Raw genomic sequence first — 25,719 nt, 5'->3', positions numbered from 1 at the left:
GCGATGGTTGTGGTCAAAACGTCCCTGTCTGCCTTTGCCGGTGCGCCGGCGCATGGTGTGCCGCCGTCACATGACGAGCGCAAGTTCGTCACGGCGCTGGCACGTGGTCTTGAGCTGTTGCGTGCCTTTGGGCCTGACGATGTCCTGTTGGGCAATCGCGACTTCGCCGCGCGCACCGGGCTGCCGAAGGCGACCGTCAGCCGGCTGGCCTACACGCTCACTGAATTGGGCTATTTGCGTTACGACGCCGATTTGGGCAAGTACGCGCTCGACGCCGGCGTGCTGGCGCTGGGATATGCCTTCCTGAACGGCACCGACATGCTGACGCTGGCACGTCCGCACATGCGCGCGCTGGCCAAGGAAATGGGGTGTTCCATTTCGCTCGGTTGCCGGGAGGGCATCGACATGATGTATCTCGAGACCATCCGCAGCGATTCGGCGCATCTCACGCTGGGCCTGACGGCAGGATCACGCTTGTCGATGTTGACGAGTTCGATGGGGCGCGTCTACCTGGCGGCCATGACGCCTGTCGAGCGGGAGACGTTACTGGCCGATCTGCACGATGCCTATGACGCGAATCCGACGGCGCTGCGCAATGTCGGTTGGGACGCGCTGAAGTTGGGCGTCGACAAGGGCATCGAGACGTACCGGCGCGAGGGGTGTTGCTATTCGTTTCGCGATTGGCATGAAGGGGTGAACGCGGTCGCGGTGCCGTTGCGCGACGTGAGACAGAACCGATGGCTCGCGATCAGTTGCAGCGGCCCGTCGTCATCGATTCCGGATGCGGTCTTCCGCGAGGAGATCGCACCCCGATTGAAGCAACTCGCCGCGCGCCTCAGTGGGCAGGTGTAAGTCGGTGTAAGTCGGCAAAAGCCGGCAAACGGCGGTGGTCCATCGGGTTGGGGGCCGCCCGCGGCACTCCATTGCCGGTTAAGTCGCACCGCGGGCGGCCCCCAACCCGATTCGCAACCGCCTTCGACGCGACGACACCCACCAACACGACCCGGCCAACAAAGCCAAAACGACCGCAGTAATGACAGCAGAGACGAGCAGAGACGAGCGGGAACGAGCAGGGGAACGTAGGGGCGCACGATGGCGGTGATTGTCCGTCCCCTGACGTAGCGACTTAACCGGCATTGGAGCGGAGTCAGGGGACGGGCAAGCGCCGCAGCCCTGGGCATGTGACAGGGCTGCGTGCGAATCTATGCGATGGGTGTCATCAGCGCACTGAAAAAAACCTCACAGCAACGTTCGCACATGCCAAAGCTCGGGGAACAGTACGACATCGAGCATCTTGCGCAAGTAGGGGGCGCCATTGGTACCACCGGTGCCTTGTTTGAAGCCGATGATGCGCTCGACCGTCGTGACGTGGCGGAAGCGCCATTGCCGGAACGCGTCTTCGAGATCGACCAGTTCCTCGGCCATCTCGTACAGTTCCCAGTGTTGCGATGGGTTGCGATATACCTCGAGCCATGCGGCCTCGACGGTGGCATCGTGCGGCGTCGGCGTCGTCCAGTCGCGTTCCAGGCGTTCAGGGGCAATGGCAAATCCGCGCCGTGCCAGAAGGCGCACCACCTCGTCGTAGAACGAAGGGGCGCCCAGCGCGGCCTGCACCTGCGCGAAGACATCGGGGCGATGCGAATGGGGCTTCAACATCGCCGCATTCTTGTTGCCCAGCATGAATTCCAGAATGCGGTACTGATACGACTGAAAGCCCGATGAGCTGCCCAGCGACGGGCGCATCGACGAATACTCCGACGGTGTCATCGTCGCGAGAACGCTCCACGCCTGCACGAGTTGCTCGAGAATGCGCGACACGCGGGCGAGCATTTTGAACGCGGGGGGCAGGTCGTCGTTGTGCACCGCCGTACGGGCCGCCTGCAACTCGTAGAGGGCAAGCTTCATCCACAGCTCGCTCGTCTGATGCTGGATGATGAACAGCATCTCGTTGTGGTCGGTCGAGCGCGGATGCTGTGCATTCAGAATTGGATCGAGCGACAGGTAGTCGCCGTAGCTCATGCTCTTCGAAAAATCGAGCTTCGCCTCATGCCATTGCGTGGCATCGGTCGGCGCATCCGCCGGTGCGGACGATGCGTCCGGCGTTGCGTCGTCCGGGCCTTGATGGCCGAACGGGCACCCGCCCGATGCGGGCGTCGTCTGGGCCGGGATGTTCTGCGGGTCGGGCGCGCAGGAAGGGGTCTTGCTCATGCTTATGACTCCTCGCTCAGGTCACCGCGCCGCGGCGACGAAACTCGGGCTTGTCCCACGAACCCGTGGTCAGCACGTCACGCAAAATTTCGACAGAATCCCAGACATCGGCAAAGCTCGTATAAAGCGGTGTCATGCCGAAGCGCATGATGCGCGGCTCGCGATAGTCGCCGATCACGCCGCGCGCGATCAGCGCCTGAATCACGGCGAACCCCTCCGGATGTTCGAAGCTTACCTGCGACCCGCGCGCCGCGTGAGCGCGCGGCGTCACCAGCGTGAGCGGGAATTCGGCGCAACGCGCTTCCACCAGTTCGATGAACAGATCCGTCAGCGCCAGCGATTTGCGACGCAGGGCGTCCATCGAGGTCTGCGCGAAAATATCGAGACCGCACTGCACCAGCGAAAGCGAGACGATCGGCTGCGTGCCGCACAGGTAGCGCCCGATGCCATTGTCCGGCGTGTATTCCGGCTGCATCGCGAACGGCGTGCGATGGCCCCACCAACCCGACAGCGGCTGCCAGAAGGTATCTTGAAGACGCTTGTTAACCCAGACGAATGCGGGGGCCCCTGGACCGCCATTCAGATATTTGTACGTGCAACCCACGGCGTAGTCGGCGTTGGCGCCGTTCAGATCGACAGGCACCGCACCGGCGGAGTGGCACAGATCCCACACGCACAGCGCACCGGCTGCGTGAATCTCGGCCGTACGCGCGGCCATGTCGTACATGGCGCCGGTGCGATAGTTCACATGCGTGAGCAACACCACGGCGACGTCGTCGCCCAGCGCGGCAGGGAGTTCTTCCGGCGAATCGATCAGGCGCAGCGAGTAACCGTCGTCGAGCAGGCGCGTGAGGCCTTGCACGATGTACAGGTCGGTCGGGAAGTTGCTGCGCTCGGAGACAACCACCTTGCGTTGCGGCGCGAGGGTGCGCTGCGCATCAAGGGCGGCGGCCATCACTTTGAAGAGGTTGCTCGACGTGGTGTCCGTCACCACCACTTCGCCTTTGCCAGCACCGACGATGGGGGCCAGGGCGTCGCCGAGCGTGCGCGGCAGCGCGAACCAATCGGCCTCGTTCCAGCTGCGGATGAGACCCACGCCCCATTCGGCCGTAATCACCTCCTGGGCGCGTTGGGCCGAGGCCACCGGGCGCGCCCCCAGCGAGTTGCCGTCGAGATAGATCACGCCGGGCGGCAGATCGAATTGGGCGCGCAGCGCGGCGAGCGGATCGGCCGCGTCAAGGGCCAGGCATTCGTTGCGAGAAGACGTCATGGTTTGCGTTTTGTCAGTGAAAGCAATGCGGAAAATGGAAGTCGTGTGTCATGCGCTCGGCGCGGTATGTGTCGCTCAAAGCGAGCGCAGCACCGCACGCACCGGACTCGCATCGAGTCGCATGAACTTGAGCGGCAATGCGATGAGTTCGTAATCGGACGGTGCAATGGCATCGAGCACCAGTCCTTCGAGGATCGCCATGCGATGCGCCCGAATGCGGTGGTGGGCGTCCATCGTCTTGCTCTCCTGGGGATCGAGCGACGGCGTGTCGATTCCGACCAACTTCACCCCATGCGCCGCGAGCAGGTCGATCGTCTCGGGCGCGACGGCGCAAAACGCACTGTCCCAGCGAGCGACGGGGGCCTGTGCATACGTGCGCAATAGCACGCGTGGCGGCACGTCTGTCAGGTAGGGGGCCACCCGATCCGGCGTGACGACCGGCGACGCGCCAACGCAATGAATGACCCGGCACGGCCCAAGATAAGTCTCAAGCGCCACTTCCCCGATAAAGGCGCCGTCGTCGTCGTAATGACGCGGCGCGTCGGCGTGGGCGCCCGTATGCGGCGACAGCGTGATGCGCCCGACGTTGACCGGGCAGCCCGGTCCGATCTGCCACACCGACTGTTCCGAGAACGGCGTGTCACCGGGCCAGACCGGCGTGTCGCTCGAGAGTGGCGCGCTGATATCCCACACGCGGCGCTCGACGGGCGTGTTGGCTGGGCGGTGGCGGGGTTCGGTCATGGGTGTGCGCAAAATCGTCAATCGATATGCGCATCTTAGAAGAATTCGCTTCGCAAGTGCTTGCGTATTCGGGGATGGCGAGGCGTGAAATTGATCGAAAAAATCGTATTTTCTTAATTTTAGGAAAGAATATTCGACAAGATTGCGAAGTGATCGAATATTCGACGATTCGCCGCGCAAGGCGATCTGCGATTTCGGACGCTGCCGCGCGGTGATCGGAATGCGCCTACACGGGCGTTGCGCCCGCTGTGTCCCTTACGTTCCAGACGGTCCCGACGTCCCCTGCGTCATCTCGTCGATCAACCGGCGCAGGGTCGCTTTGAGCAAGGTGGATTGTTCTGTACCGAAGCGGGCGAGCACGCCGGCTTCGTGACGTCGCGCGCTGGCGAGCAGCGGGGTTACGCGCTCACGTCCGGCCTGGGTGAGCGAGACCATCGACTGGCGGCGGTCCGTGGCGCTCTCGCCGCGCACGACGTCGCCGGTCGCTTCGAGCCGGTCGACGATCTTGGTGAGCGTCGGCTGCTTGGCGAGCACGATGTCGGCCAGTTGATTGATGGTGCGCGCGCGACCGTCGGAGAGCGTGGCGAGAACACGCCACTCCGTCACACCGAGCCCGGCCGCCGCGACTTCACGGTGAAATTCGTCGGACACCAGCGTGCTCGCGCGCGCGAGCAGATAGGCCAGGTAGTCGTCGACGAACGGTGCACCGGCGGCAGACATGAGGCGGCTCAGCCGAGCGACTGCGGCTTGTGGAAGCCACCGGCGTGGAAGATCAGCGGCATGCGCTCGCCAACGTCGGCATGTACGCCGCAACGCTCGACTTCGCCAACAAAGATGACGTGGTCGCCTTCGTCGTAGCGGCTGCGGTTATGACATTCGAACCAGGCCAGCGCACCGTCGAGAACCGGCGTGCCCGACGCAGAGAGCGTATAAGGCACACCCGCAAAACGGTCGCCCTTCATCGTGGCAAAACGCTTGCAGATGTCAAGTTGATCGGACGCCAGCACATTCACGGCATAGTGCGAGTTCTCGCGAAAGACCGGCATGCTGCCTGCGCGCGTGGCAAGACTCCACAGAATGAGCGGCGGCGTGAGCGACACTGAGTTGAACGAACTGGCGGTGATCCCGATAAGCGATCCGTCGTCGGCGCGCGTGGTAATCACGGTCACCCCGGTCGCGAATTGACCGAGCGCATGACGAAAGGCCGCGTTGTCGAAATCTGGCGCTGAGGCGCGTTTGGCGTTCACTGTCCCTGCACTCCCGTCCGGCAAATTTGATCGGGTTGATTTGTATGAATATTCATATACTATGGCACGAACAACAGATCGACAAGACGCATGACGGCCAGCCGCGTGCCAGAGGGGAATGTCCCCGGCAGGCGAGAAGGTCAGACGCTCAGGAGACGATATGCTGATCGAGCGAATCGAGCATAAGTGGATCGACGTATTTGCCGAGACCTTGCGGCGCTGCGGTATCGGACCCGGTGATGTGGTGGCGATTGTAGCCGAAACGCAATCCCGGCCTGTCAACGTGGAATTAGCGCAACTTGCCGCCGAATCGCTTGGCGCCGCGCCATTTCGGCTGGTCGTGCCGAGTCGGCGCGTGAGTGCGCCGGTGCCGGTGCGCTCGACCGGCGCGAGCGACGCGCTGGGTGGGTTGGCGCCCGTCGTCGCCGCGCTCAAGGCGGCCACACTGGTCGTCGACTGCACGGTCGAAGGCCTGTTGCATGCCCCTGAACTGCCCGACATTCTCGGCGGCGGTGCGCGCGTGTTGATGGTCTCGAACGAACATCCCGAAATTCTGGAACGTTGCGCGACCGATCCGGCGCTCGAACCGATAGTGCGCGCCGCGATCAAGCGTTTGCGCGCAGCCGCCCAAATGCACGTCACCTCCGCCGCCGGTACCGATCTGCGCATCGGGCTTCGCGATGCGCGTGTGGGCGGCGTCTGGGGCTGGTGCGCCAAGCCGGGGCAGGTGGCCCACTGGCCGGGCGGTCTGGCGCTGGCATTTCCCGCCGCGCACAGCGTGAACGGACAGCTTGTGCTGGCCCCCGGCGACATCAACCTCACATTCAAGCAATATCTACGCGATCGCATCGCGCTCACCGTCGAAGACGACTATGTCGTCGCCATCGATGGCGAAGGTGTGGACGTCGACCTCATGCGCGACTACTTCGCGGCGTGGGGCGATCGCGACGCCTATGCCGTCTCGCACGTCGGCTTCGGCCTGAACCCTCGTGCCCGCTGGGACGCACTCGCCTGTTACGACAAACGCGATTGCAACGGCACCGAGCAGCGCGCCTTTGCGGGCAACTTCCTGTACTCGACCGGTGCCAACGAAGTGGCGGGACGTCACACGCTCGGGCATTTCGACCTGCCGCTGCGGCGTTGCACGATCGCGCTCGACGGCGACGTCGTGGTGCGCGACGGGCAATTGCAAGGCGAGTTCGCGTCATGACGCGCCTCGTGCCCGCCTGTCGCATCGCCGGTGACGGCCCGCTCACGCTCGTGCTGCTGCATGGCATCGGCGGCAATCGTCACGTGTGGCCCGCGCAATTCGAGATGTTCGTGGCGGCCGGTTATCGCGTGGCCGCCTGGGACATGCCCGGTTACGGCGAGAGCGCCATGCCCGCCGAGGCGACAATGGCGGCGCTGGCCGACCGCTTGCGAACGCTGCTCGACGCGTTGGGGCCCTCGCGTTTCGTGCTCGTCGGCCACAGCATGGGCGGCATGGTCGCGCAGGAGCTGATGGCGCGCGGCGCGCCGTTCACGCGCGATATCGCCGCGCTGATCCTGTGCGGCACGTCGCCCGCGTTCGGCAAGCCCGACGGCGACTTTCAGCGCGAGTTCGTGCGGCAGCGCACCGCCCCGCTCGACGCAGGCAAGACCTTGCGCGAAATGGCTGAAGCCATCGTGCCGGGCATGCTTGGCGACCCATCCGCGACCGCGCGCGCGAGTGCGCACACACTGGCCGTCGATGCGATGGGCGCGCTCACGCCCGCGGCCTACCGCGCGGCGCTCCAGGCGCTGGTCGGTTTCGAACAGCGCGCCGCACTCGCGCGTCTTGCCGTGCCGGTGCTGCTGATCGCCGGTGAGCACGACGCCAACGCGCCAGCGAAAGTCATGGCGCGCATGGCCGACGCCATCCCGGCGGCGCGCTACGTTTGCCTGCCCGGCGCCGGGCATCTCATGAATCTGACGCATCCGGCGGAATTCAATGCCGAGGTGCGCGCCTTCCTCGAATCACTCTAGGAGACCACCGTGGCCTATCAGCCCCCTTCGATCGTCGGCGAGCATCATCCGCTCACGGACAAGCAACGGCGCCTGCTGGCGCTGGCCGAGCAGGTGGGACGCGAGTCGCTCGCGCCGCGCGCCGCCCGCTGGGATCGCGAAGCGTCGTTCCCGTTCGAGAACTACGACGACATGCGCGCCGCCGGTTTGCTGAAGTTGTGCATTCCCGAATCGGACGGCGGCCTGGGCGCCGATTTCGCCACGTACATGATGGTCTCCGCCGAACTGGGCCGCCATTGCGGTGCGACGGCGCTTACGTTCAACATGCACACATGTTCGATGATGTGGACCGGCATTCTCGCCGACGATCTCGACATGACGCCCGAGCAACGCGCCGAGCATGCGCGCTATCGCGAGCATCACTTCGCGCGCGTGATCCAGGACGGGGCGATCTATGCGCAACCGTTCTCCGAGGGCAGCGCGGCCGCGGCGGGCAAGGCGCCGTTCGGCACGACGGCGACGAAAGTCGACGGCGGGTGGAAGATCAACGGACGCAAGATCTTCGCGTCGCTCTCGGGGGCGGCGAACTACTACGGCGTGCTGTGCACCGAAGACAAGCCCGAGTTGTCGATGAAGGACACGTTCTATATCGCGGTGCCCGGCGACGCCCCGGGCGTCACCGTGACCGGCGACTGGGATCCGCTCGGCATGCGCGGCACCGTCTCGCGCACGCTGCTTTTTAAGGATGTGTTCGTTCCCGACGAACTGCAATTGATGCCGCGCGGCGTTTACTATCAGGCCGCCAGCCGTTGGCCGCACATGTTCATGACGCTGGCCCCGACGTACATGGGTATCGCTCAGGCCGCGTACGATTTCACCGTGCGCTATTTGCGAGGGGAAGCCGAGGGCATGGGGGCGCCAGTCAAGCGTCGTATGTATCCGACCAAGCAGATTGCCGTCGCGCAGATGCACATCATGCTCGAGCAGACGCGCGCGCTTTTCCTGCGCGCGTTGCAGGACGGCCGGGCCGACCCGGGCAAGGAGGCGCGTCTGCGCGCCTATGCGGCGCAGTACACGATCATGGAGAATGCCAACGAGCTGTGCCGTCTGGCCATTCGTACGTGCGGCGGACAGTCGATGCTCAAGACGCTGCCGCTCGAACGCCTGTATCGTGATTCGCGTTGCGGTGCGCTGATGTTGCCCTGGACCGCGGAGCTGTGCCTCGATCGCATCGGCCGCGAGGCGCTTTACGAACCGGGCGAGCGCGACGAGTAAGCTACGCACTCACGCCTCACCGTCTCTCTTGTCACGGAGAATCAGTTGACGCCCTTTGTAGAAGCGCTTGCCCGTCACGCACGTGCCACGCCGCAGCGGCTGGCGCTGCGCTGCGGCGTTGGCGACGAAGCGCAGCAGACCGACTTCGCCGCACTTTGGCGCCGCATCGAACGTGTGGGCGGCCATCTGCGCGGCACGTGGCGGATCGCCCCGGGCGAGCGCGTCGCGTGCCTGGGGCTGAACGACGAGCTGCAACTGGCGCTGTTGTTCGCGTGCGCACGTGCCGGCGCCATCTTCCTGCCGCTGAATTTCCGTCTCGCCGTTCCCGAACTGGCGGCCATCGTGCGCCATGCCGGGGTGCGCGTGCTTTGGTCAGACGCGACGCACCGCGACATGGCCCGTCAGATTCGCGATGCGCTCGAAGTCATCGGCGACACTGAGCTGCCGCCACCGGCCATTGCGTCGATCGAAGGGCTGATCGCGGTGCCGTCGATCAAGCCGGTCGATTACCCGGACGTTGCCGCCGATGCCCCCGTGTTGCTCGCCTATACGTCGGGCACAACGGGCGAGCCCAAGGGGGCCTTGCACACACAGGCCGGGCTGCTGGCCAACGCCGAGGCCAGTTGGTGGGCGCACGAGATGCGTGCCGAAGACCACGTCCTCTCGACCTTGCCGATGTTCCACGTCGGCGGTTTGTGCATCCAGACGTTACCGGCGCTGTTGCGCGGGGCGAGCGTTACGTTGCATCCGCGCTTCGATCCGGCCGCCTGGCTCACCGACGTGGCGAAACATCGGCCGACGCTGTCGTTGATGGTGCCCGCGACAATGCGCGCGGTGCAATGCCACCCGCTATGGCAGACGACCGATCTGTCCTCGTTGCGCGGCGTGATGGCCGGGTCCAGCGTTGTGCCGATGTCGGCCATCGACGCCTTCCATGCGCGCGGCATCCCGCTCGGGCAAGTCTATGGCGCGACCGAGACCGGGCCGGTGTCGATCGCGTTGCGCTTCGGCGAGGCGAAGGCACATCCCGGCACGGTTGGCCGGGCGTGCCCCGGCGTGGAAGTCCGCCTGACCGATGCCGCGGGCCGGCCGGTTCTCGCCGGAGAGGTTGGCGAGATTCTCGTGCGCGCGCCGAATGTGATGCGCGAGTACTGGCGCGCGCCGGACCACGCTTCATTTGAAGGCGGCTGGTTTCACTCCGGCGATCTGGCACGGTTGCGCGACGACGGCTGTTTCGAAGTCGTGGGTCGCAGCAAGGACATGATCATCTCGGGCGGCGAGAACATCTATCCGGCAGAAATTGAAAACGCGCTGGTCGACTGTCCGGGCGTGTTGGAGGCCGCTGTCGTCGGGGTGCCGGATGAGCGATGGGGCGAGGTGCCCGTTGCCGTCGTCGTGTCCGCGTCATCGGCGAGCGCGACGCAACAATCCGTGCTCGATTTCCTCGGCGCACGCATCGCTCGCTTCAAATTGCCGCGACGGGTGGTCATCGTCGACGCGCTGCCGAAGAGCGCCCTTGGGAAAGTACAGAAGCCGATTCTCATTGGCTGGTTATCGGCCGCCTCCGAATCGCAAACGTCGATGCTCGGTCGATAATAAAAAAGATCACCCGGTGTTCGCTGAAAAACGCCGAATCCCTTGTTTCATAAGGGGTTCGGCGTTTTTTTGTGCGTCGCCCGCGTAATGCGTAAGGGAAAATCCCTATGCGTAATCCTTTGGATTGTTACCATCCGGTGGGAATTCAATTTTTTACTTTGGGAATTGCGTCGCAAGATAGCGCCCATGTCGTCATCAACGGGGTAGCCCGCTGATTTCTTTGCTTTCTTTGGCTTTTTAAGACGATGGACACCACCGAAGCGCAATCGGTCTCAGAGCGCGTGTTGCAAGTGCTTGTGACGGTCGCACGTCATGGACGACCGATCGCGGCACGCGAGATCGCCGCGCAAACGAGCTTGCCGCTCTCTACCGTTTACCGCCACCTCGTGCCGCTCAAGAAGTGGGGCCTGGTGCAGGAGCACGCCCATGAGGCGCTCTACGAACCGGGCCCGGTCGGCGTGCAATTGGCGTGGGGTTTCGACCACAACTCGCATCTTGTCACTCAGGCACGCGAAGAAATCGAAGCCCTCGTGCAGCGCACCGGCGAGACCGTGGGTCTGCTGGTCGCCGCGAATGGCCAGGTCGTTTGCCTTGATATGCACGAGAGCGAGCAATCGCTGCGTTGCTCCTTTGCGAAGGGGCGTGCCCACCCGCTGGTGCATGGCGCTTCCGCCAAGGCGCTGCTCTCGTTCCTGCCGCAAGCCACGCGCGAGAGCTTGATCAGCCGACAACTGGCGGGCCAGCCGGTGGCGCAGGAGCGTCTGGTTGCGCAGGTCGAGGAGATCCGCAAGCAGCGGTATGCGGTGTCCGAAAGCGAAGTCGACTTCGGCGTCTGGGGCGTGTCGGCCCCGGTGTTCGCCGCCAAGGAGCGTCTGGAAGGCACCATCACCTTGATGGCGCCGGCCGTGCGTGTGGCTCAGCGCCACGATGAGCTGATTCGCCTCACGTTGGCGGCAGCCGAGCGTATTTCGAATCGATTGCAATACTTTTAACCGGTTATCCGACCGAGACTACACGAAGGAGTCCCAGATGAAATTGCGTCACATCCTGTTCACGATGGCGCTGGCCATCACCTGCTCGAGCAAGGTTTTCGCGGCCGACGACGTGCTGCGTGTCGCCACCGATGCGACCTTCCCGCCGTTCGAATACGTGGAAAACGGCAAGCGTACCGGGTTCGACGTCGAGATGATCGAAGCCCTCGGCAAGGTCATGGGCAAGAAGATCGAGTGGATCGACATCGATTTCAAGGGCCTGATCCCGGCCGTGCTGTCAAAGCGTGCCGACGTGGCTGCATCGGCGATCTATATCACCGACGAGCGCCTGAAGGTCGTGAATTTCACGCATCCGTACTACACCGGCGGTCTGGCGATTCTGGTCAAGGCTGACAACACGGCCATCAAGGAACCGGCCGACCTGAACGGCAAGAAGGTGTCGGTCCAGGTGGGCACGAAGTCGGTGCAGTTCCTGAAGGAAAGCTACCCGAAGGTCGAGCGCGTGGAAGTCGAGAAGAACGACCAGATGTTCGAACTCGTGAAGATTGGCCGCGCCGACGCCGCCGTGACCGGCAAGCCTGCGGCGCTGTTGTACGCCAAGGCGAACCCGGTCGTGAAGGTGCTCGACAAGACGCTGACGGTCGAGCGCTATGGTTTTGCCGTGCGCAAGGGCGACACCGAGCTGACCAACGAGATGAACAAGGCGCTTGAGAAGGTGCGTGCCGACGGCACCTACGCCGCGCTGGTCACCAAGTACTTCGGTGCTGCGAAGTAAGTTTTTCACCAACGTAATGCCAACGTAATACCGGGCGGGTGGATCGTCGCCCCGAATGGGGAGACGGCGCCCGCCGACGCAATAAAGCCGTAGAGCTACTGACGGAGTACGCATGGAACTCGATTTTTCGCCGGTGTGGGCCAACTGGCAAGACCTCGCGCGGGGCGCGCTCGTGACCGTCGAGGTAACGGCCTGCGCGCTGGCGCTGGGCTGCGTGTTGGGTTTGCTGATCGGCATGGGCCGCCTGAACCCGGCGCATCGCATTCGCTACAGCATTTGTACCGCCTACGTCACATTCATTCGCGGTACGCCGCTGCTGGTGCAACTCTTCATTTTGTTCTTCGGCCTGCCGCAGTTCAACATTCTGCTGCCGGCATTCCTGTGCGGTGTACTGGGCCTGGGCATCTATAGCGGCGCCTACGTCTCGGAAATTGTGCGTGGTGCCATCCAGTCGATCGAACGTGGTCAGATGGAAGCCGCCCGCTCGCTCGGCATGCCTTACGGCATGGCCATGCGTTCGGTGATTCTGCCGCAGGCGATCGTGCGCATGATCCCGCCGCTGGGCAATGAATTCATCGCGCTGATCAAGAACTCTGCGCTGGTGTCGCTGCTCACGATTCACGACGTGATGCACGAAGGCCAGAAGATCATCAGCGTGTCGTACCGCTCGCTCGAAGTGTATCTGGCGATTGCGTTTGTCTATCTGATTCTGACCGGCACCACCACGCTGCTGCTGCAGCGCGCCGAGAAGTCCCTGCGTGCCGGAGGTGCCGTGCAATGAACGAAGCGAAGAAGGAATTCGGCGCGCCTATCCTGAAGATCGAAGGACTGGGCAAGGCTTACGGTAGCCTTCAGGTACTCAAGGGCATCGATTTCGAAGTCGATGCGCGCCAGGTGGTCGTTGTCATCGGCCCGAGCGGCTCGGGCAAGAGTACGTTCCTGCGCTGCTGCAACGGGCTGGAGACGGCCGAGCAGGGCACGATCGAGATTGTCGGCCACAAGCTCGTCGATCACGGCAAGATGATGGGCGAGAACGCCCTCAATCAACTGCGCACCGAAGTGGGCATGGTGTTCCAGTCGTTCAATCTGTTCCCGCACTTGACGGTGCTCGAGAACGTTACGCTCGCGCCGCGCAAGCTGCGCGGCATGAAGGCCGCCGAGGCCGAGACACTGGCCCGCGAACTGCTCGCAAAGGTGGGGCTGGCTGCAAAGGCGGACGTCTTCCCCGGCACGCTCTCGGGCGGCCAGAAGCAGCGTGTGGCGATTGCCCGCGCGCTGGCCATGCAGCCGCAGGTCATGTTGTTCGACGAGCCGACGTCGGCGCTCGATCCGGAACTGGTGGGCGAAGTCCTGCAAGTGATGAAGACGCTGGCGAACGACGGCATGACGATGCTCGTCGTCACGCATGAGATGGGGTTCGCACGCGAAGTGGCGGATGTCGTGGTGGTGATGGACCAGGGCCGGATCATCGAAGCCGGGTCGCCCGAGCAGATCTTCACCGCGCCGCGCGAAGCGCGTACGCGGGAGTTTCTGCAAGCGGTTATTGCACGGTAAGGCAAGGCAGGCAAAACGTATGACAATCGATCGAACGGTCTGGCAAGGCCGCGTGGATACCGGTGAAGCCGGCCACACCCTGCGTCTGCATCAGGTGCTGCGCGACTACGACGCGTCGCAGGTCGCGGGTGGCGCCGTTGTGCTGGGGTTTTGCAGTGACGAAGGCGTACGCCGGAATCACGGACGTTTGGGCGCCGTCGCCGGCCCGGACATGCTGCGTCGCGCGCTGGCGAGCTTGCCTGTGCAGGGCTCGCCCGAGGTGTTCGACGGCGGCAATATTGTGTGTGCCGACGGCCGGCTCGAAGCGGCGCAGGCCGCGCTCGGCCATCGCGTGGCCGAGGTACTGGCGGCGGGCGCCCGTCCGGTGGTACTGGGCGGCGGACACGAGATCGCCTACGGCACATTCCTTGGCGTGGCCGAGCATTTCGGCGACCGCCTGCGCGACGAGCCGATCCTGATCCTCAACTTCGACGCCCACTTCGATTTGCGTGCCCAGCCGAGCGCCAGTTCGGGGACCCCCTTCTGGCAAATCTCGCAGTGGCTCGCGGGCCGACAGGCGCCTTTCCGCTACGCGTGTCTTGGCGTGAGCCGTTACAGCAATACGGACGCACTGTTCGAGCGGGCGGCGGCGTTGCAGGTGGACTATTGGCTCGATGAGGCCATGTTGGCGCATCGTCTGCCGGAGATGTGTGAACGACTCGATGCAATGCTCGCCGAGGTGAGCCACGTGTACCTGACCATCGACATGGACGTTTTGCCGGGCGAGAAGGCGCCGGGGGTGTCGGCGCCGGCGGCTCATGGCGTGGCGCTCGAAGTGGTCGAGGCGCTGATCGGTGTGGTGCGTCGTTCGGGCAAGCTGCGCGTGGCGGATATCGCCGAGTACAACCCGACGTACGACCGCGACGGTCTCACGGCCCGCGTCGGTGCGCGTCTGCTGCATCCGCTCATCACGCAATTTCAGTGCTAGGTCGTTAGTCATGCGCGGGCGCGACATGCGGGCCGCATAGGGTTATTTGCGCCGTTCACCGGACTTCTGCGCGACAATAGGGCGGGCGATCGAACCATGGATCGCCCGCCCTATTGGTTTGGTGCGCCGCGGCAAAATCATAGTCGACAAGCGAGGTCATGATGACAGAGCAGACGAACTCCCTGAGCAATACCCATATGGAAGTTGCCACGCTGGCCGGTGGTTGTTTCTGGTGCCTCGAGGCCTGCTACCAGCAGCTCGATGGCGTCAAGTCCGTAGTCTCGGGCTACGAGGGCGGTCATGTCGACAACCCGACCTACGAGCAAGTCTGCGAGGGCGAGACCGGTCACGCGGAAGTGGTGCGGCTGACGTACGACCCCGGCGTCGTCACGTTTGAGGAACTGCTGATCGTGTTCTTCCAGATCCACGATCCGACGACCGTCAATCGCCAGGGCAACGACATCGGCACGCAGTATCGCTCCGCCATCTTCTATCAGGACGAGGCGCAGAAAACGGCGGCAGAACATCTCATCGCCGAGTTGATGGCCGAGATGACCTATGCGCATCCGATCGTCACGCAAGTGGTGCCCGCGCAGACGTTCTGGCCCGCCGAAGCGTATCACCAGAATTACTTCCGCCAGCATCCCGATCAGGGCTACTGCGCGTATGTCGTGGCGCCGAAGCTCAAGAAATTCCGCGAGAAGTTTGCGCGCAGGCTCAAGACGGCGGCTTAACGCGGACCGCGGGCGCTCAACGGGCGCTCAACGGGCGTTCGGCGGGCGTTGCTCGGGAGGCTTGGCCGACGGACCGTGCCGTTGCGGACCGGGCATCGCCTGGCGCGACTCGCCGCGTAATTCAGCGACGCGCGGGGCGCGCCCGCCGTCGAAGCGCATTGGCGTGTCATCCAACGATACGCACGGGCGCGTCTGCGGTTTCGGCGAACAATATCAGGCAAGGCTCGCCGACGTCGGCGGCATGCGCGTAGGCGGCGTCGAGGCTGTCGAAGTAAAACGCTTCGGCGGCGCGCGGTACCTGTTGCGTGACGATCTCGAAGCGATGGTGATCGAAGCGAATGTCTAGATACGTAACGCTCCCGTAGCACCAAACCACATAGCCAGCAAATGGCAACGTAGCGGGCAGTGGGGGAAGTGCTGGGGGTGGGAGCGTCGCGTGCGGCGCGTCGCCCGACGCCGCAGCGGCCTGCGTCTCCAGCCAGCGTCGATAGTCGTTGCGCACGGGGCGATGTCTCATGGGCGTATCTCCTGATGGGGGCCAACGACGGGCGATGATCGGCAAACGCGGTCAACGACCGGGACACACTCATGATGCCGAGTGCGTATGCCGTTGGGCTAAAGGAGTCTCCGAAAGAGGTATCGGACAACGCCGCGTTCTGGCGAAACGAGGGCGGCGACGCGCGGTGGGGCGGTAGCCGTGTTCGTGAATGTGACTCGATCTGCCGTTGAATTTTCTTCGAAGACAGTTGCCATCGTGGATTTCGCACGGTCGGATCCCCGCCCGCCGGGGCATCGCGGGCGATAGGGCCCGGAAACCCGCGCCGCGCCTAACCGTTCATATGTTCATTAATTTTCACGTAAAATGGCGGCTCCCCTCCATGTAGTCTTCAGGTAGCCCGCCGTGCGCCCCCTGCCTTTTCGCGATGCGTTGATGGCCATGATTGGCATTGCGCTCGTCAACATGCTGGTCGCTCTCGACCAGACCGTCGTCAGTACTGCATTGCCGTCCATCGTCGCCGAACTCAAGGGCTTTGAGTATTACGCCTGGATCGCGAGCATTTACCTGCTGGCCTCCGTCGTGACCGTGCCGGTGTTCGGAAGACTTGGCGATTACTTCGGTCGTCGCCGGTTCGTGATCGCCTCGGTGCTGACCTTTACCGTCGCCTCGGTGCTTTGCGGTCTGGCCCCCAACATGCCGTTCCTCGTTTTCGCGCGCGGATTGCAGGGGATCGGTGGCGGCATGATGGTCGGTACCGCTTTCGCCTCCGTGCCCGACCTGTTCCCGGACGCTCGCTCGCGCGTGCGCTGGCAGGTCGTGATCACCACGGCCTATGGCATCGGCACGGCGGCGGGGCCATCGCTGGGGGGGCTGCTCTCCGAGCATTTCGGCTGGCGCTCGACATTTTTCGTGAACCTGCCGGTCGGTCTGGCGGCGCTGTATTTTGTCTGGCGATACCTGCCCAAGTTTCCGTCGGCACATCAAGGCGACGTGCGCGTCGACTGGCGTGGCGCACTGTGGATCGCCGTCGTACTCGGCGGCTTCCAGGTGTTCATCGAGAACTTGCCGGCCCATGGCGCATCGCTCGGGAATGGGCTGTTGATTGCCGGGGTCGCGATCGGCTTCTGGGTATTGCTGCGCACGGAACGGCGCGCCACCCATCCCATCGTGCCGCTCGACATGTTCCGTCACCCGCAGCTCGTGGTGCTCTTCACACTGTCGGTGCTGATCGGCTTCGTGATGTACTCGCTGATCTTCTTCGCGCCATTGCTGTTGCAGGGCGGCTTCGGTCTCAGCCCGCAGGCGGCCGGCTTGATCGCGACACCGCTCGCCGCGTGCATCGCGCTGGGCAGCTTCATCAATACGCCGATCGTGGTGCGCCTGTCGCGTCCGACCAACATGCTGATCCTCGGGTTCTGTCTGCTGGCCGTGGCCTCGGCCGGGGTGGGGCTGTCCCATCGCGTGACGTCGCACGGCATGATCGCCCTGATGATGGGCTGTGCGGGCATTGGCATCGGCTTCATCCTGAACAACATGAACGTGTTCGGGCAGGAAATCGCCGGGCGCGAACGTTTCGGCATCACCACCGCGCTGTTGCAGTCGACGCGCATGGTCGGCGGCATGCTCGGCACGACGATTGTGGGCACGCTGGTCAATCACTGGTATGCCAACGGGGTGGCCGGTGTGGTGTCGGGTTACGACGGTACGCCGGCGGCCCATGCCGTCGGGCGCGCGCTCGACCCGCGCATCCTGATCGATCCGGTCCTGCGTGCCGACCTGTTGACCGATCTGCGGGCCATGGGAATCGACGGCATGCCGCTGGTCGAAACCGCTCGCCAGACGCTCGTGAACGCCGTCCACGCGGGGGTGCTGCTCACGGGCATCGCGGCGATTGCCGCCGCATTGCTGGTGCGCCGTATCCGGCAGATTCAGTTTCCCAAGCGACACGATCGCTCGGCCGTGGCCGCACCCGAATAAGCCGAGAACCGTTCGGCGTTGTCCGAACGGACTTCGCCGGGTGTCTGAAAGCCAAAGCATGGGGTGCGAGAACCCCCCGTCAAAATGCCGGCTCGGTCCCGACCTCGTTTACAATGCGCGGTGTTTGCCGGGTGAGCCGGCATCTCCGATTTTTGTGAACGAGGTTTCCATGATCATCAAGCCACGCGTGCGCGGCTTCATCTGCGTCACCACCCATCCTGTCGGCTGCGAGGCCAACGTCAAGCAACAGATCGCGTATGTGAAGGCGCAGGGTGCGATTGCGAACGGCCCGAAGAAGGTGCTCGTGATCGGTGCGTCGACCGGCTACGGCCTGGCCGCGCGCATTACCGCCGCCTTCGGCAGCGACGCCGCAACGCTGGGCGTGTTCTTCGAGCGCGCCGGTAGCGAGACCAAGCCGGGAACGCCGGGTTGGTACAACACGGCAGCCTTCGACAAGTTCGCCACCGAGAAGGGGCTGTACGCGAAGAGCATCAACGGCGACGCCTTCTCCAAGGAAATCAAGGCCAAGACCATCGAGACGATCAAGCAGGATCTCGGTCAGGTCGATCTGGTCGTCTACAGCCTGGCGTCGCCGCGCCGCACGCATCCGGAAACGGGGCAGGTGTTCAGCTCGGTGCTCAAACCGGTGGGCAAGTCGGTGACGTTGCGCGGTATCGATACCGACAAGGAAGTCGTCAAGGCGTCGGTGTTCGAGCCGGCCACGCAGGAAGAGATCGACAACACGGTGGCCGTCATGGGCGGCGAAGACTGGCAGATGTGGATCGATGCGCTCGCCGAGGCGGGCGTGCTTGCCCCGGGCGCCAAGACCACGGCGTTCACGTATCTCGGCGAGAAGCTCACGCACGACATCTACTGGAATGGGTCCATTGGCGCGGCCAAGAAGGATCTCGACGAGAAGGTGCTGGGCCTTCGCGCCAAACTCGCGGCCAGCGGCGGCGACGCGCGCGTGGCCGTGCTCAAGGCGCTGGTCACGCAAGCCAGCTCGGCCATCCCGATGATGCCGCTCTACCTCTCGCTGCTGTTCAAGGTGATGAAGGCCAAGGGCACGCATGAGGGGTGCATCGAGCAGATCTACGGCCTGTACAAGGACAGCCTGTATGGCGCGACGCCAAAGCTCGACGACGAAGGCCGTGTGCGCACCGATCAGAAGGAGCTTTCGCCCGACGTGCAAGCTGAAGTCGCAGCACTGTGGGACAAGGTGACCGACGAGAACCTGTATGACCTCACGGACTTCGCCGGCTACAAGCACGAATTCCTGCGCTTGTTTGGATTCGAGATCGACGGTGTGGATTACGAGGCCGACGTGAATCCGGACGTGCCGATTCCGCATCTCGTGGCGTAAAGCGTAAGGGCGTTCGGGAGCGTTCAAGCACCTCCCGGGACGTTCAGCCGCTTCGCAGTGCAATCACGATGGCCCGAGTTTGGCGCAGATGCCGGCTCGGGCCATTGTCGTTTTCGCGAGGGGTGCGTGCCGCGTGCCGAGCGTGGCGTGGTTGTGTCTTCACGTCTTCACGTCGTTCCGTCGTCGCATCGGGCAGGCCATCGTCACTCCGCGCTGGCGAGCGACGGTGTCGAAGACAACTCGACGATACGTTCGGCCAACGCGCGGCACGACAGTGGCGACGAGCCTTCGGCCTTGTTGTTGACGATCACGTACACGGGATGGCCAGCGACGGCGTAGTGGGCGGCCAGCGCGGCCAGCACGTCGCGCGTTACCGGGTCGGGATCGACAATCTTGTCGAACGGCGCGTATTTCGCCTTGGCTTGCTCGTAGCGATGGCCACTGTTCAGATTCCAGCGCACCACGAGTGGCCCGGCGCCCGCTTCGTCGAGCATCGCCAGTGCCGCGGCCTGCCGCTCCACATGCGGCATCCGCGCGTGCAGGCCGAGGCAATAGCGCACCCCCAACGGCCCGAGCGAGCGCATGAGACGCGGCGTGAGCAACGCGCCGTCGCGAATTTCCAGTGCGTAGCACGGCCCGGGAGCGGCGAGGCCTTCGGGCGTAGTGTCCCCCTGTGGCAGTGGCGGCAGCGCGGCGAAGAACGCTTCGATACGGTGAATCAGGGCGGGGATGTCGCGCAGCAGATCCGACGGCAAGGGCGACACTTGAAACACCAGCACGCCCGCCTTCGACCCGAGCCCGGTCAGGCACGGGGTCACGAACTGCTCGGCGGCAATTCGCGCGTCGAGAAAGCAGGGGTTCGCGCTCAGGCCTTCGCCTTTTTCTCCGCGCAAGAGGGCGTCGGTCACGACGCTGGGCGCCTTGACCAGGAAGCGGAAGTCCTCCGGCACCTGCTGCGCGTACTTCTGATACTCGACAATCGACATCGGTTTGTAGAACGACCGGTCGATCCCCACGCAACGCAGCACCGGATGGCTCGCGTATGCGGTGAGCCCCTGACGCGAGAGCTTGGTGTCGCTGTAGTCGTCGTCCCAGACAATGCCTTTCCAGCCCGGGAACGACCACGACGAGGTGCCCAGGCGAATCGAGCTGGGTAGCCGCTCGCCCAACCGATGCACGTCGCCGGGAAGATCTGCCGCACCGACACCGCCGCGGCGTGTTTGACCGGCGCGAGGGGCGTGGCTTGCTGGTGCCTCGGTGTCGCCATCGACCTGCCTGGCACGTCCGCCTGTCGCGGGATCGTCAGGCGCCGTGCCAAACAGATCGAACTGGCTCATCGGTTCTCGTACATGTAACGGCGCGACCAGGGCAGACGCGTGGCGGATTGACCCGCCTTGCGGCAGACCACCTGATAGAGCGAGACGTGATCATGCTCGAACGCGTACGCGCAGCCCGCCAGGTACACGCGCCAGACGCGGAAGCGCTCTTCGCCCGCCAGTTCGCGCAGACGCGGGGCGTGCGCTTCAAAGCGCTCGGACCAGAGCGCGAGGGTGCGGGCATAGTGACGGCGCAGGCTTTCCACATCACTTGCTTCGAGTCCTCCGCGCTGCATCGATTCGAGCGCGAGGCTGATGTGCGGCAACTCGCCGTTGGGGAACACGTACTTGTCAATGAAATCGCCGCCGCCCATCGCCGTTTCGCCGCTATCCGGATCGGTCGACGTGATGCCATGGTTCATGGCGACGCCGTCGTCCTTAAGCAGCGACGCCATCTTGGCGAAGTAGTCTTTCAGGTTCTTGCGTCCAACGTGCTCGAACATCCCCACGCTGGTGATGCGATCGAACTGACCTTCCACGTCGCGGTAATCCTGGATGCGGATTTCGATCCGATCCGTCAGGCCGAGTTTCCTGACCCGTTCGGTGGCCAGATCGAACTGATTCTGCGACAGCGTGATGCCGACACATTTCGCCCCGAACTTCTGCGCAGCGCGAATCACAAGGGCGCCCCAGCCGCAGCCGATATCGAGCAGTGTCTGCCCGGGCTGCAAGGCGATCTTGGTGAGAATGTGATCGATCTTCTTCTCTTGCGCCGTATCGAGGTCTTCGTCGCCGTTCTCGAAGTAGGCACACGAATAGACCATGTTCTTGTCCAGCCAGAGCTGGTAGAACTCGTTCGACACGTCGTAGTGGAACTCGATCGAGCGCTTGTCGGACTTCTTGCTGTGCGTGTAGTGGCGCACCGCACGTTCCAGCGGGCCGAGCGTGGTGAGGCTGCTGCCGGCGAGGGCGTAACTCATGTCGATGACGTCGACGAGCTTGCCCTCGACGTCGATCTCGCCCTTCACATAGGCCTCGCCGAGATTGTCCAGGCTGGGACTCAACAGACGCGTCACAGCCGCGGGGCCATTGATGCGCAACGTTACGCTGGGGTTATCGAACGCGCCGAAATCGTAGTGCTGTCCATTCCAGAGCGCGAGGCGGATCGGCAGGTTGGAGGATGTCTTGACGCCGCTGACCCAGTTTTCGAGTTTTTTCTCCCACAACATGGATATGCTCCAAGTGTCACCAAAAAAACTTCATTCCGTAGCGCACGGCACAGTGACGTCTCCTCGTCAAACGGGCAGGCAGGCGTACCGCGTCGGCGTCGCCGACATCATGATTACGGGGACAGGCGCGCGACGCGCCAGGATCCGTCGGCAAGCTGGAAATATTTGATGCGATCGTGCAGGCGCGACTCGCGGCCCTGCCAGAATTCGAAGGTCTCCGGCAGGAGCCGGTAGCCCCCCCAATGGGGCGGTCGCGGCGGGGCGTCGCCGAACTGGCGCCGGAATTCCGCCTCGCGTTGCTCGATGATGCTGCGATCCGACACTTCGGCGCTCTGTACCGAGGCCCAGGCCCCCAGACGGGAGCCCACCGGGCGCGAATGATAATACGCGTCGCTCTGCGCTTCGCTCACCTTCTCGACACGGCCCTCGATGCGCACCTGGCGCTCGAGTTCGATCCAGTGGAACAGCAGGCAGCCGTAAGGCGTGGCCGCCAGTTCGCGGCCTTTGCGCGACTCGTAATTCGTGAAGAACGTGAATCCGTTTTCGTCCGCGCCCTTGATGAGTACGATGCGAGCGTCGGGCCGGCCGTCAGGCGTGACGGTGGCGAGCGTCATGGCATTGGGCTCGGGCAGTTGGGCCGCGAGCGCTTGCTCGAACCAGCGTCGGAATTGATCGAACGGGCTGGGCGCGACATCGGTCTCGGAAAGTGAGCCGAGGGCGTAATTTTTGCGCAGGTCCGCGAGAGAAAGCGTCTGGGTCACGACGATCGGTGTCGGTCTGTTGCGGGTGGGGTTGCGACACAGTATAGCGAAGACTCGGCGAACGTGCGCAAGAGGCGATTTGCCGCATTGCCGGCGCATCGATTCTCCGAATGCACCGTGGGACGGGCGATTCGCGTCATGTGCTTGATATTTAAGGAGTGAACTAATGGAGGGTGCGGTTGGCGCCATCCGCGACGTTGCGTGGCGCGGCAGCGACAATTCCCTAGCGCGGGCATGGGCATTGCGTTGACCGAGCGACGGCGACGTGATCGGCATGGGCGGTCAGGGCGTTTCGCGGCCCGGCCCGAACGTCGGGGCCGTGGCCGATGCGCGGGGTTCGCGCTGGCCGCCGGCCGGATTGCCGTTCGCGCCGGGCACCGGCTTGACCGCCGACGGATGGCGGCTGGGGGGACGCTTCAGGCTGGCGAGCAGTTCGCCGCAAGGGCTGTCCTTGCCCGGGCCGAGTTCGAGCAGTGGCACGAGTGCCGTGTACGGCGCGAGCACGCCCAGTGCGATCGCGCCCCCGGCGCGGGCGATCAGCGTGGGGACATTCACGCCGACGTCCGGATGCTTGAATGTGCCCCGCACATAGAGCGGCGAGCGCAAGGACAGGAGGCCGAAGTGCTTCGGCTCGGGCCGGATGGTCAGATTGAAGTGCTCGCGCTTGAGATCGACCTGTCCGGTAACGCCAATGCTCGTGTCGTCGGTGTCGACGACGAACGTACGCGCGTCCATGACACCGTCGCGCACGGCAAAGTCGGCGGCCGCGCATCGCATCTCGATCTGCTTGTCGCCGAAGAGTTTGGTGACGACGATATTACCGACGTTGAGCCCCAGATACTCCAGCAGCAGCTTGCTCATCGAGCCGCGGTCGATCAGTGTCTTGATCTCGCCATTCGACGAGCCGGCCAGCGCGGCAATCGAGTTGCCGGTCGCCGTGAGTGCGGCGTCGCCGTTGACCTCGCCGACGCTCGTCTTCATCAGATTGACGTCCGGCAGCAATTGCTTCATCTGCAGGTGGCGGAGCGAGACCTGCGAATCGACCTTCATCGGCGTGGTCTGCCCGTCGAGCACGAGGGTCGAGGTGATGCGTCCGCCCGCAACGCCGAATTCCAGTGGCCGGAGCGAGAGTACGCCGTCGTCGAGCACGAGATGGGTGACGAGGTTGTCGATCGGCAGGCGTTTGTCCTTGATGATCTTGCGGCCGGTGAACTGCACGTCGGCGTCGATGGCACGCCAGCGATCGGTCTTGAACGGGTCGACCGGCAGCACCTTGTCGGACGGCGGCGCCTTAGGCTTGCCCGTCAGATCGCCGCCGCCCGAAGGGTTCTGTGCGCCGACAAGCGGACCGAGATCGACCAGCCGCAATTGATTCGACACGACCGCGCCCTGCAGGATATTGCGCGGCTGCCGCTGACGAAAGACCAGGGTGCCGGACAGATCGCTCTGCCCGACCTTGCCCTGGAAGCGTTCATAACGCCACACGCCCGCCGTATGCAGCAGATGACCGTTGGTCTCGTAGGCCGGGGTTTGCGGCAGCAGCACGCCGGTAATCGGATACAGGTCGGCCATCGTCGGCCCGGACAGGCGCAGATGCATGTCGAGCGCGGAGAGCGTGGCCGGATTCGTGAACGTGCCAATGGCTGCGATCTGCGTGCGTCCGATGCGCACGTCGGCATCGAGCGGGAAGGGATCGCCGGTATCTTCGAGTGAGAGCACGTCGCCTGCGCGGGCGTGACCGGTGACGGCGACCTTGCGAAAGGTGCCTTTGAGCGAAATGCCGATGCCGTAAGGTGCCTGGCCGTCGATGGTGGCGATGTTCGCGTTCAGATCGAGCTGCTGCGGCACGAGATTGGCGTGGACCTCACCGTCTTCGAGAATCAGGCGGCCGATGCGCAGTGTCCACGGCGACGGTTTGCCGTCGCCCTTCGTGAAGGTCCAGTTGTTTTGCCCGTCGGCCCGCTGCTCGATGAGCACCTTCGGCGCGGACAAGGCGACTTCGGGCAGGACCACGTGCTTGTCGAGCAGCGGCAGCCATTCAAGTGAGAACGTGAGCCGGCCCAGCGTGATCATGTTCGGCGTCTGGCTCCACGCTACATTGCCTAACACGATATCATTCGCGATCAGGCGAGGCCGCGGCAGCCAGCGCCCCAGCCCCGGGGCATTGGCGTTCGGGGCCAGCCAGTGCAGCGAGAGGTCACCCCGGATGTCGAACGGACGACCGGTCGCGGTGCTCACCTCCCGGTTGATGAAGGGCCGGGCGTAGTTCCAGTCAAACCACGTGATGAACGCCGCGAATGCCAGCACGATGGCGACCATCGTGATCGCCAGCCATTTCAAGGACGTTACCCATCGCATCATGAACAGTACCCCGTCGAATATGTTTGCTCCGGTGCCCACTCCGCCACCGGAGGAAGATTTTGACGCCGGCCGCCGTTTCGGCGGCGTCGCGCGTTTGTACGGTAACGACGGTCTCGCGCGCCTGCGTGACGCGCACGTGGCCGTCATCGGCATTGGCGGCGTTGGCTCGTGGGTGGCCGAGGCACTGGCGCGCAGCGCCGTGGGCCGGCTCACGCTCATCGATCTCGATAACGTCGCCGAAAGCAATGCCAATCGTCAGGTGCATGCCCTCGACGGCAACTTCGGCAAGCCGAAGGTGACCGCGATGGCCGAGCGAATCCTGGCCATCAATCCCGCCTGCCAACTCACGCTGGTCGAGGACTTCGTTGCCCTGGACAACCTCGACGCCATGCTGGGCGGCGGCTTCGACTGGGTCGTCGACGCCATCGACAGCGTCCGCGTGAAGACGGCACTCATCGCGTGGTGCGTGGCGCATGCGCAGCGTCTGATCACCGTGGGTGGGGCCGGCGGTCAGATCGATCCGACACGCATCCGTATCGACGATCTCACCCGCACGATCCAGGATCCACTGTTGGCCAAAGTGCGCGCGCAATTACGCAAGCAACATGGTTTTGTCCGTGGGCCGAAAGCCAAGTTCAACGTACCCGCCGTGTACTCGGATGAGCCGTTGCAGTACCCGGAAGCGGCGTGTGCCCCCGCTGAAGCGGCGAATGCCGTTGCGGGCCCGCAGGGCCTGAACTGCGCCGGTTTCGGCTCGAGCGTGTGTGTCACGGCCACCTTCGGCATGGCGGCCGCCGCTTACGTTTTGAAGCGAATCACGACGCGTGCCGCCTGAAAGCTTCGCTGACGTGCTCCTGTTGTACCAAGGTGT

The 25,719-nt window shown here is 64.1% G+C and carries 24 protein-coding genes; 14 read left to right on the top strand and 10 right to left on the bottom strand.

Annotated elements, in window-relative coordinates:
* Positions 1–3 precede the first annotated feature (3 nt).
* Positions 4–852, top strand: coding sequence for an IclR family transcriptional regulator (locus tag BGP02_RS06570; protein WP_261938154.1), 849 nt, complete (start codon positions 4–6; stop codon positions 850–852).
* 387 nt (positions 853–1,239) lie between these two features.
* Here the strand turns inward: BGP02_RS06570 and kynA are convergent, their stop codons facing one another.
* From kynA to BGP02_RS06545, 5 genes are all read right to left on the bottom strand, one after another.
* Complete coding sequence (gene kynA / locus BGP02_RS06565) at positions 1,240–2,208, bottom strand: tryptophan 2,3-dioxygenase (RefSeq protein WP_268566735.1); 969 nt, start codon at positions 2,206–2,208, stop codon at positions 1,240–1,242.
* A gap of 16 nt (positions 2,209–2,224) precedes the next feature.
* Positions 2,225–3,478 (bottom strand): kynureninase, encoded by a 1,254-nt coding sequence (gene kynU, locus BGP02_RS06560; protein WP_017231668.1) that lies wholly within the window; start codon positions 3,476–3,478, stop codon positions 2,225–2,227.
* A 75-nt stretch (positions 3,479–3,553) separates the two neighbouring features.
* A complete protein-coding gene (kynB, locus tag BGP02_RS06555; protein WP_017231669.1) occupies positions 3,554–4,219 on the bottom strand; it encodes an arylformamidase in 666 nt (221 codons plus the stop codon).
* Between the two features lie 255 nt (positions 4,220–4,474).
* Positions 4,475–4,939 carry a MarR family winged helix-turn-helix transcriptional regulator gene (locus tag BGP02_RS06550; protein WP_017231670.1) on the bottom strand — a complete coding sequence of 155 codons (465 nt, stop codon included), beginning with the start codon at positions 4,937–4,939 and terminating at the stop codon, positions 4,475–4,477.
* Between the two features lie 8 nt (positions 4,940–4,947).
* Positions 4,948–5,466, bottom strand: a complete 519-nt coding sequence (locus tag BGP02_RS06545) for a flavin reductase family protein (RefSeq protein ID WP_130026652.1) — start codon at positions 5,464–5,466, stop codon at positions 4,948–4,950.
* 160 nt (positions 5,467–5,626) lie between these two features.
* On the opposite strand from BGP02_RS06545, the gene BGP02_RS06540 reads away from it, so the two are divergent.
* From BGP02_RS06540 to msrA, 10 genes are all read left to right on the top strand, one after another.
* Positions 5,627–6,676: a 2,5-dihydroxypyridine 5,6-dioxygenase NicX family protein gene (locus BGP02_RS06540; RefSeq protein ID WP_268566734.1), complete on the top strand. Its 1,050-nt coding sequence runs from the start codon at positions 5,627–5,629 to the stop codon at positions 6,674–6,676.
* Positions 6,673–7,470 (top strand): alpha/beta fold hydrolase, encoded by a 798-nt coding sequence (locus BGP02_RS06535; protein ID WP_261938155.1) that lies wholly within the window; start codon positions 6,673–6,675, stop codon positions 7,468–7,470. The genes BGP02_RS06540 and BGP02_RS06535 overlap by 4 nt, the downstream gene beginning before the upstream one ends.
* 9 nt (positions 7,471–7,479) lie before the next feature.
* The gene (locus BGP02_RS06530; protein WP_017235003.1) at positions 7,480–8,724 is read left to right on the top strand and encodes an acyl-CoA dehydrogenase family protein; all 1,245 of its coding nucleotides are present in this window, start codon (positions 7,480–7,482) and stop codon (positions 8,722–8,724) included.
* Positions 8,725–8,769: 45 nt separating this feature from the next.
* Positions 8,770–10,320 (top strand): class I adenylate-forming enzyme family protein, encoded by a 1,551-nt coding sequence (locus BGP02_RS06525; RefSeq protein WP_286798232.1) that lies wholly within the window; start codon positions 8,770–8,772, stop codon positions 10,318–10,320.
* A 245-nt stretch (positions 10,321–10,565) separates the two neighbouring features.
* Positions 10,566–11,312 (top strand): IclR family transcriptional regulator, encoded by a 747-nt coding sequence (locus BGP02_RS06520; protein ID WP_017235005.1) that lies wholly within the window; start codon positions 10,566–10,568, stop codon positions 11,310–11,312.
* A 37-nt stretch (positions 11,313–11,349) separates the two neighbouring features.
* Positions 11,350–12,087, top strand: coding sequence for a transporter substrate-binding domain-containing protein (locus tag BGP02_RS06515; protein WP_017235006.1), 738 nt, complete (start codon positions 11,350–11,352; stop codon positions 12,085–12,087).
* Positions 12,088–12,199: 112 nt separating this feature from the next.
* Complete coding sequence (locus tag BGP02_RS06510; RefSeq protein WP_017235007.1) at positions 12,200–12,868, top strand: amino acid ABC transporter permease; 669 nt, start codon at positions 12,200–12,202, stop codon at positions 12,866–12,868.
* On the top strand, positions 12,865–13,641 hold the full coding sequence (locus BGP02_RS06505) for an amino acid ABC transporter ATP-binding protein (protein WP_017235008.1): 777 nt from the start codon (positions 12,865–12,867) through the stop codon (positions 13,639–13,641). Before BGP02_RS06510 ends, BGP02_RS06505 begins: the two co-directional genes overlap by 4 nt.
* Positions 13,642–13,660: 19 nt before the next feature.
* Positions 13,661–14,608, top strand: a complete 948-nt coding sequence (hutG, locus tag BGP02_RS06500) for a formimidoylglutamase (RefSeq protein ID WP_286798231.1) — start codon at positions 13,661–13,663, stop codon at positions 14,606–14,608.
* A 158-nt stretch (positions 14,609–14,766) separates the two neighbouring features.
* Positions 14,767–15,342 carry a peptide-methionine (S)-S-oxide reductase MsrA gene (gene msrA / locus BGP02_RS06495; RefSeq protein ID WP_232424681.1) on the top strand — a complete coding sequence of 192 codons (576 nt, stop codon included), beginning with the start codon at positions 14,767–14,769 and terminating at the stop codon, positions 15,340–15,342.
* A 166-nt stretch (positions 15,343–15,508) separates the two neighbouring features.
* Here msrA and BGP02_RS06490 read toward each other — a convergent pair whose 3' ends face one another.
* Positions 15,509–15,859: a hypothetical protein gene (locus BGP02_RS06490; RefSeq protein WP_017235011.1), complete on the bottom strand. Its 351-nt coding sequence runs from the start codon at positions 15,857–15,859 to the stop codon at positions 15,509–15,511.
* A 420-nt stretch (positions 15,860–16,279) separates the two neighbouring features.
* Here BGP02_RS06490 and BGP02_RS06485 point away from each other — a divergent pair, with 420 nt between their 5' ends.
* Positions 16,280–17,818 carry an MFS transporter gene (locus BGP02_RS06485; protein WP_261939847.1) on the top strand — a complete coding sequence of 513 codons (1,539 nt, stop codon included), beginning with the start codon at positions 16,280–16,282 and terminating at the stop codon, positions 17,816–17,818.
* Positions 17,819–17,987: 169 nt separating this feature from the next.
* Positions 17,988–19,181: an enoyl-ACP reductase FabV gene (gene fabV, locus BGP02_RS06480; RefSeq protein WP_261938157.1), complete on the top strand. Its 1,194-nt coding sequence runs from the start codon at positions 17,988–17,990 to the stop codon at positions 19,179–19,181.
* A 203-nt stretch (positions 19,182–19,384) separates the two neighbouring features.
* On the opposite strand, the gene BGP02_RS06475 is transcribed toward fabV, so the two are convergent.
* From BGP02_RS06475 to BGP02_RS06460, 4 genes are all read right to left on the bottom strand, one after another.
* Complete coding sequence (locus BGP02_RS06475) at positions 19,385–20,518, bottom strand: DUF72 domain-containing protein (RefSeq protein WP_286798230.1); 1,134 nt, start codon at positions 20,516–20,518, stop codon at positions 19,385–19,387.
* The gene (locus BGP02_RS06470) at positions 20,515–21,726 is read right to left on the bottom strand and encodes a class I SAM-dependent methyltransferase (RefSeq protein WP_261938159.1); all 1,212 of its coding nucleotides are present in this window, start codon (positions 21,724–21,726) and stop codon (positions 20,515–20,517) included. The genes BGP02_RS06475 and BGP02_RS06470 overlap by 4 nt, the downstream gene beginning before the upstream one ends.
* 113 nt (positions 21,727–21,839) lie before the next feature.
* Complete coding sequence (pdxH, locus tag BGP02_RS06465; protein ID WP_017235016.1) at positions 21,840–22,487, bottom strand: pyridoxamine 5'-phosphate oxidase; 648 nt, start codon at positions 22,485–22,487, stop codon at positions 21,840–21,842.
* Positions 22,488–22,769: 282 nt separating this feature from the next.
* A complete protein-coding gene (locus tag BGP02_RS06460) occupies positions 22,770–24,848 on the bottom strand; it encodes an AsmA family protein (RefSeq protein ID WP_254441004.1) in 2,079 nt (692 codons plus the stop codon).
* Between BGP02_RS06460 and tcdA the strand changes: the two genes are divergently transcribed.
* Entirely contained in the window at positions 24,847–25,683 is an 837-nt protein-coding gene (gene tcdA, locus BGP02_RS06455) for a tRNA cyclic N6-threonylcarbamoyladenosine(37) synthase TcdA (protein ID WP_502688465.1), read from the top strand. The genes BGP02_RS06460 and tcdA overlap by 2 nt on opposite strands.
* Positions 25,684–25,719 lie beyond the last annotated feature (36 nt).

Source organism: Pandoraea sp. 64-18, from assembly GCF_001899225.1.
Lineage (GTDB): Bacteria > Pseudomonadota > Gammaproteobacteria > Burkholderiales > Burkholderiaceae > Pandoraea > Pandoraea cepalis.
Note: the sequence above shows the minus strand (reverse complement) of the source record. Positions and strands in the feature narration are given on the sequence as shown.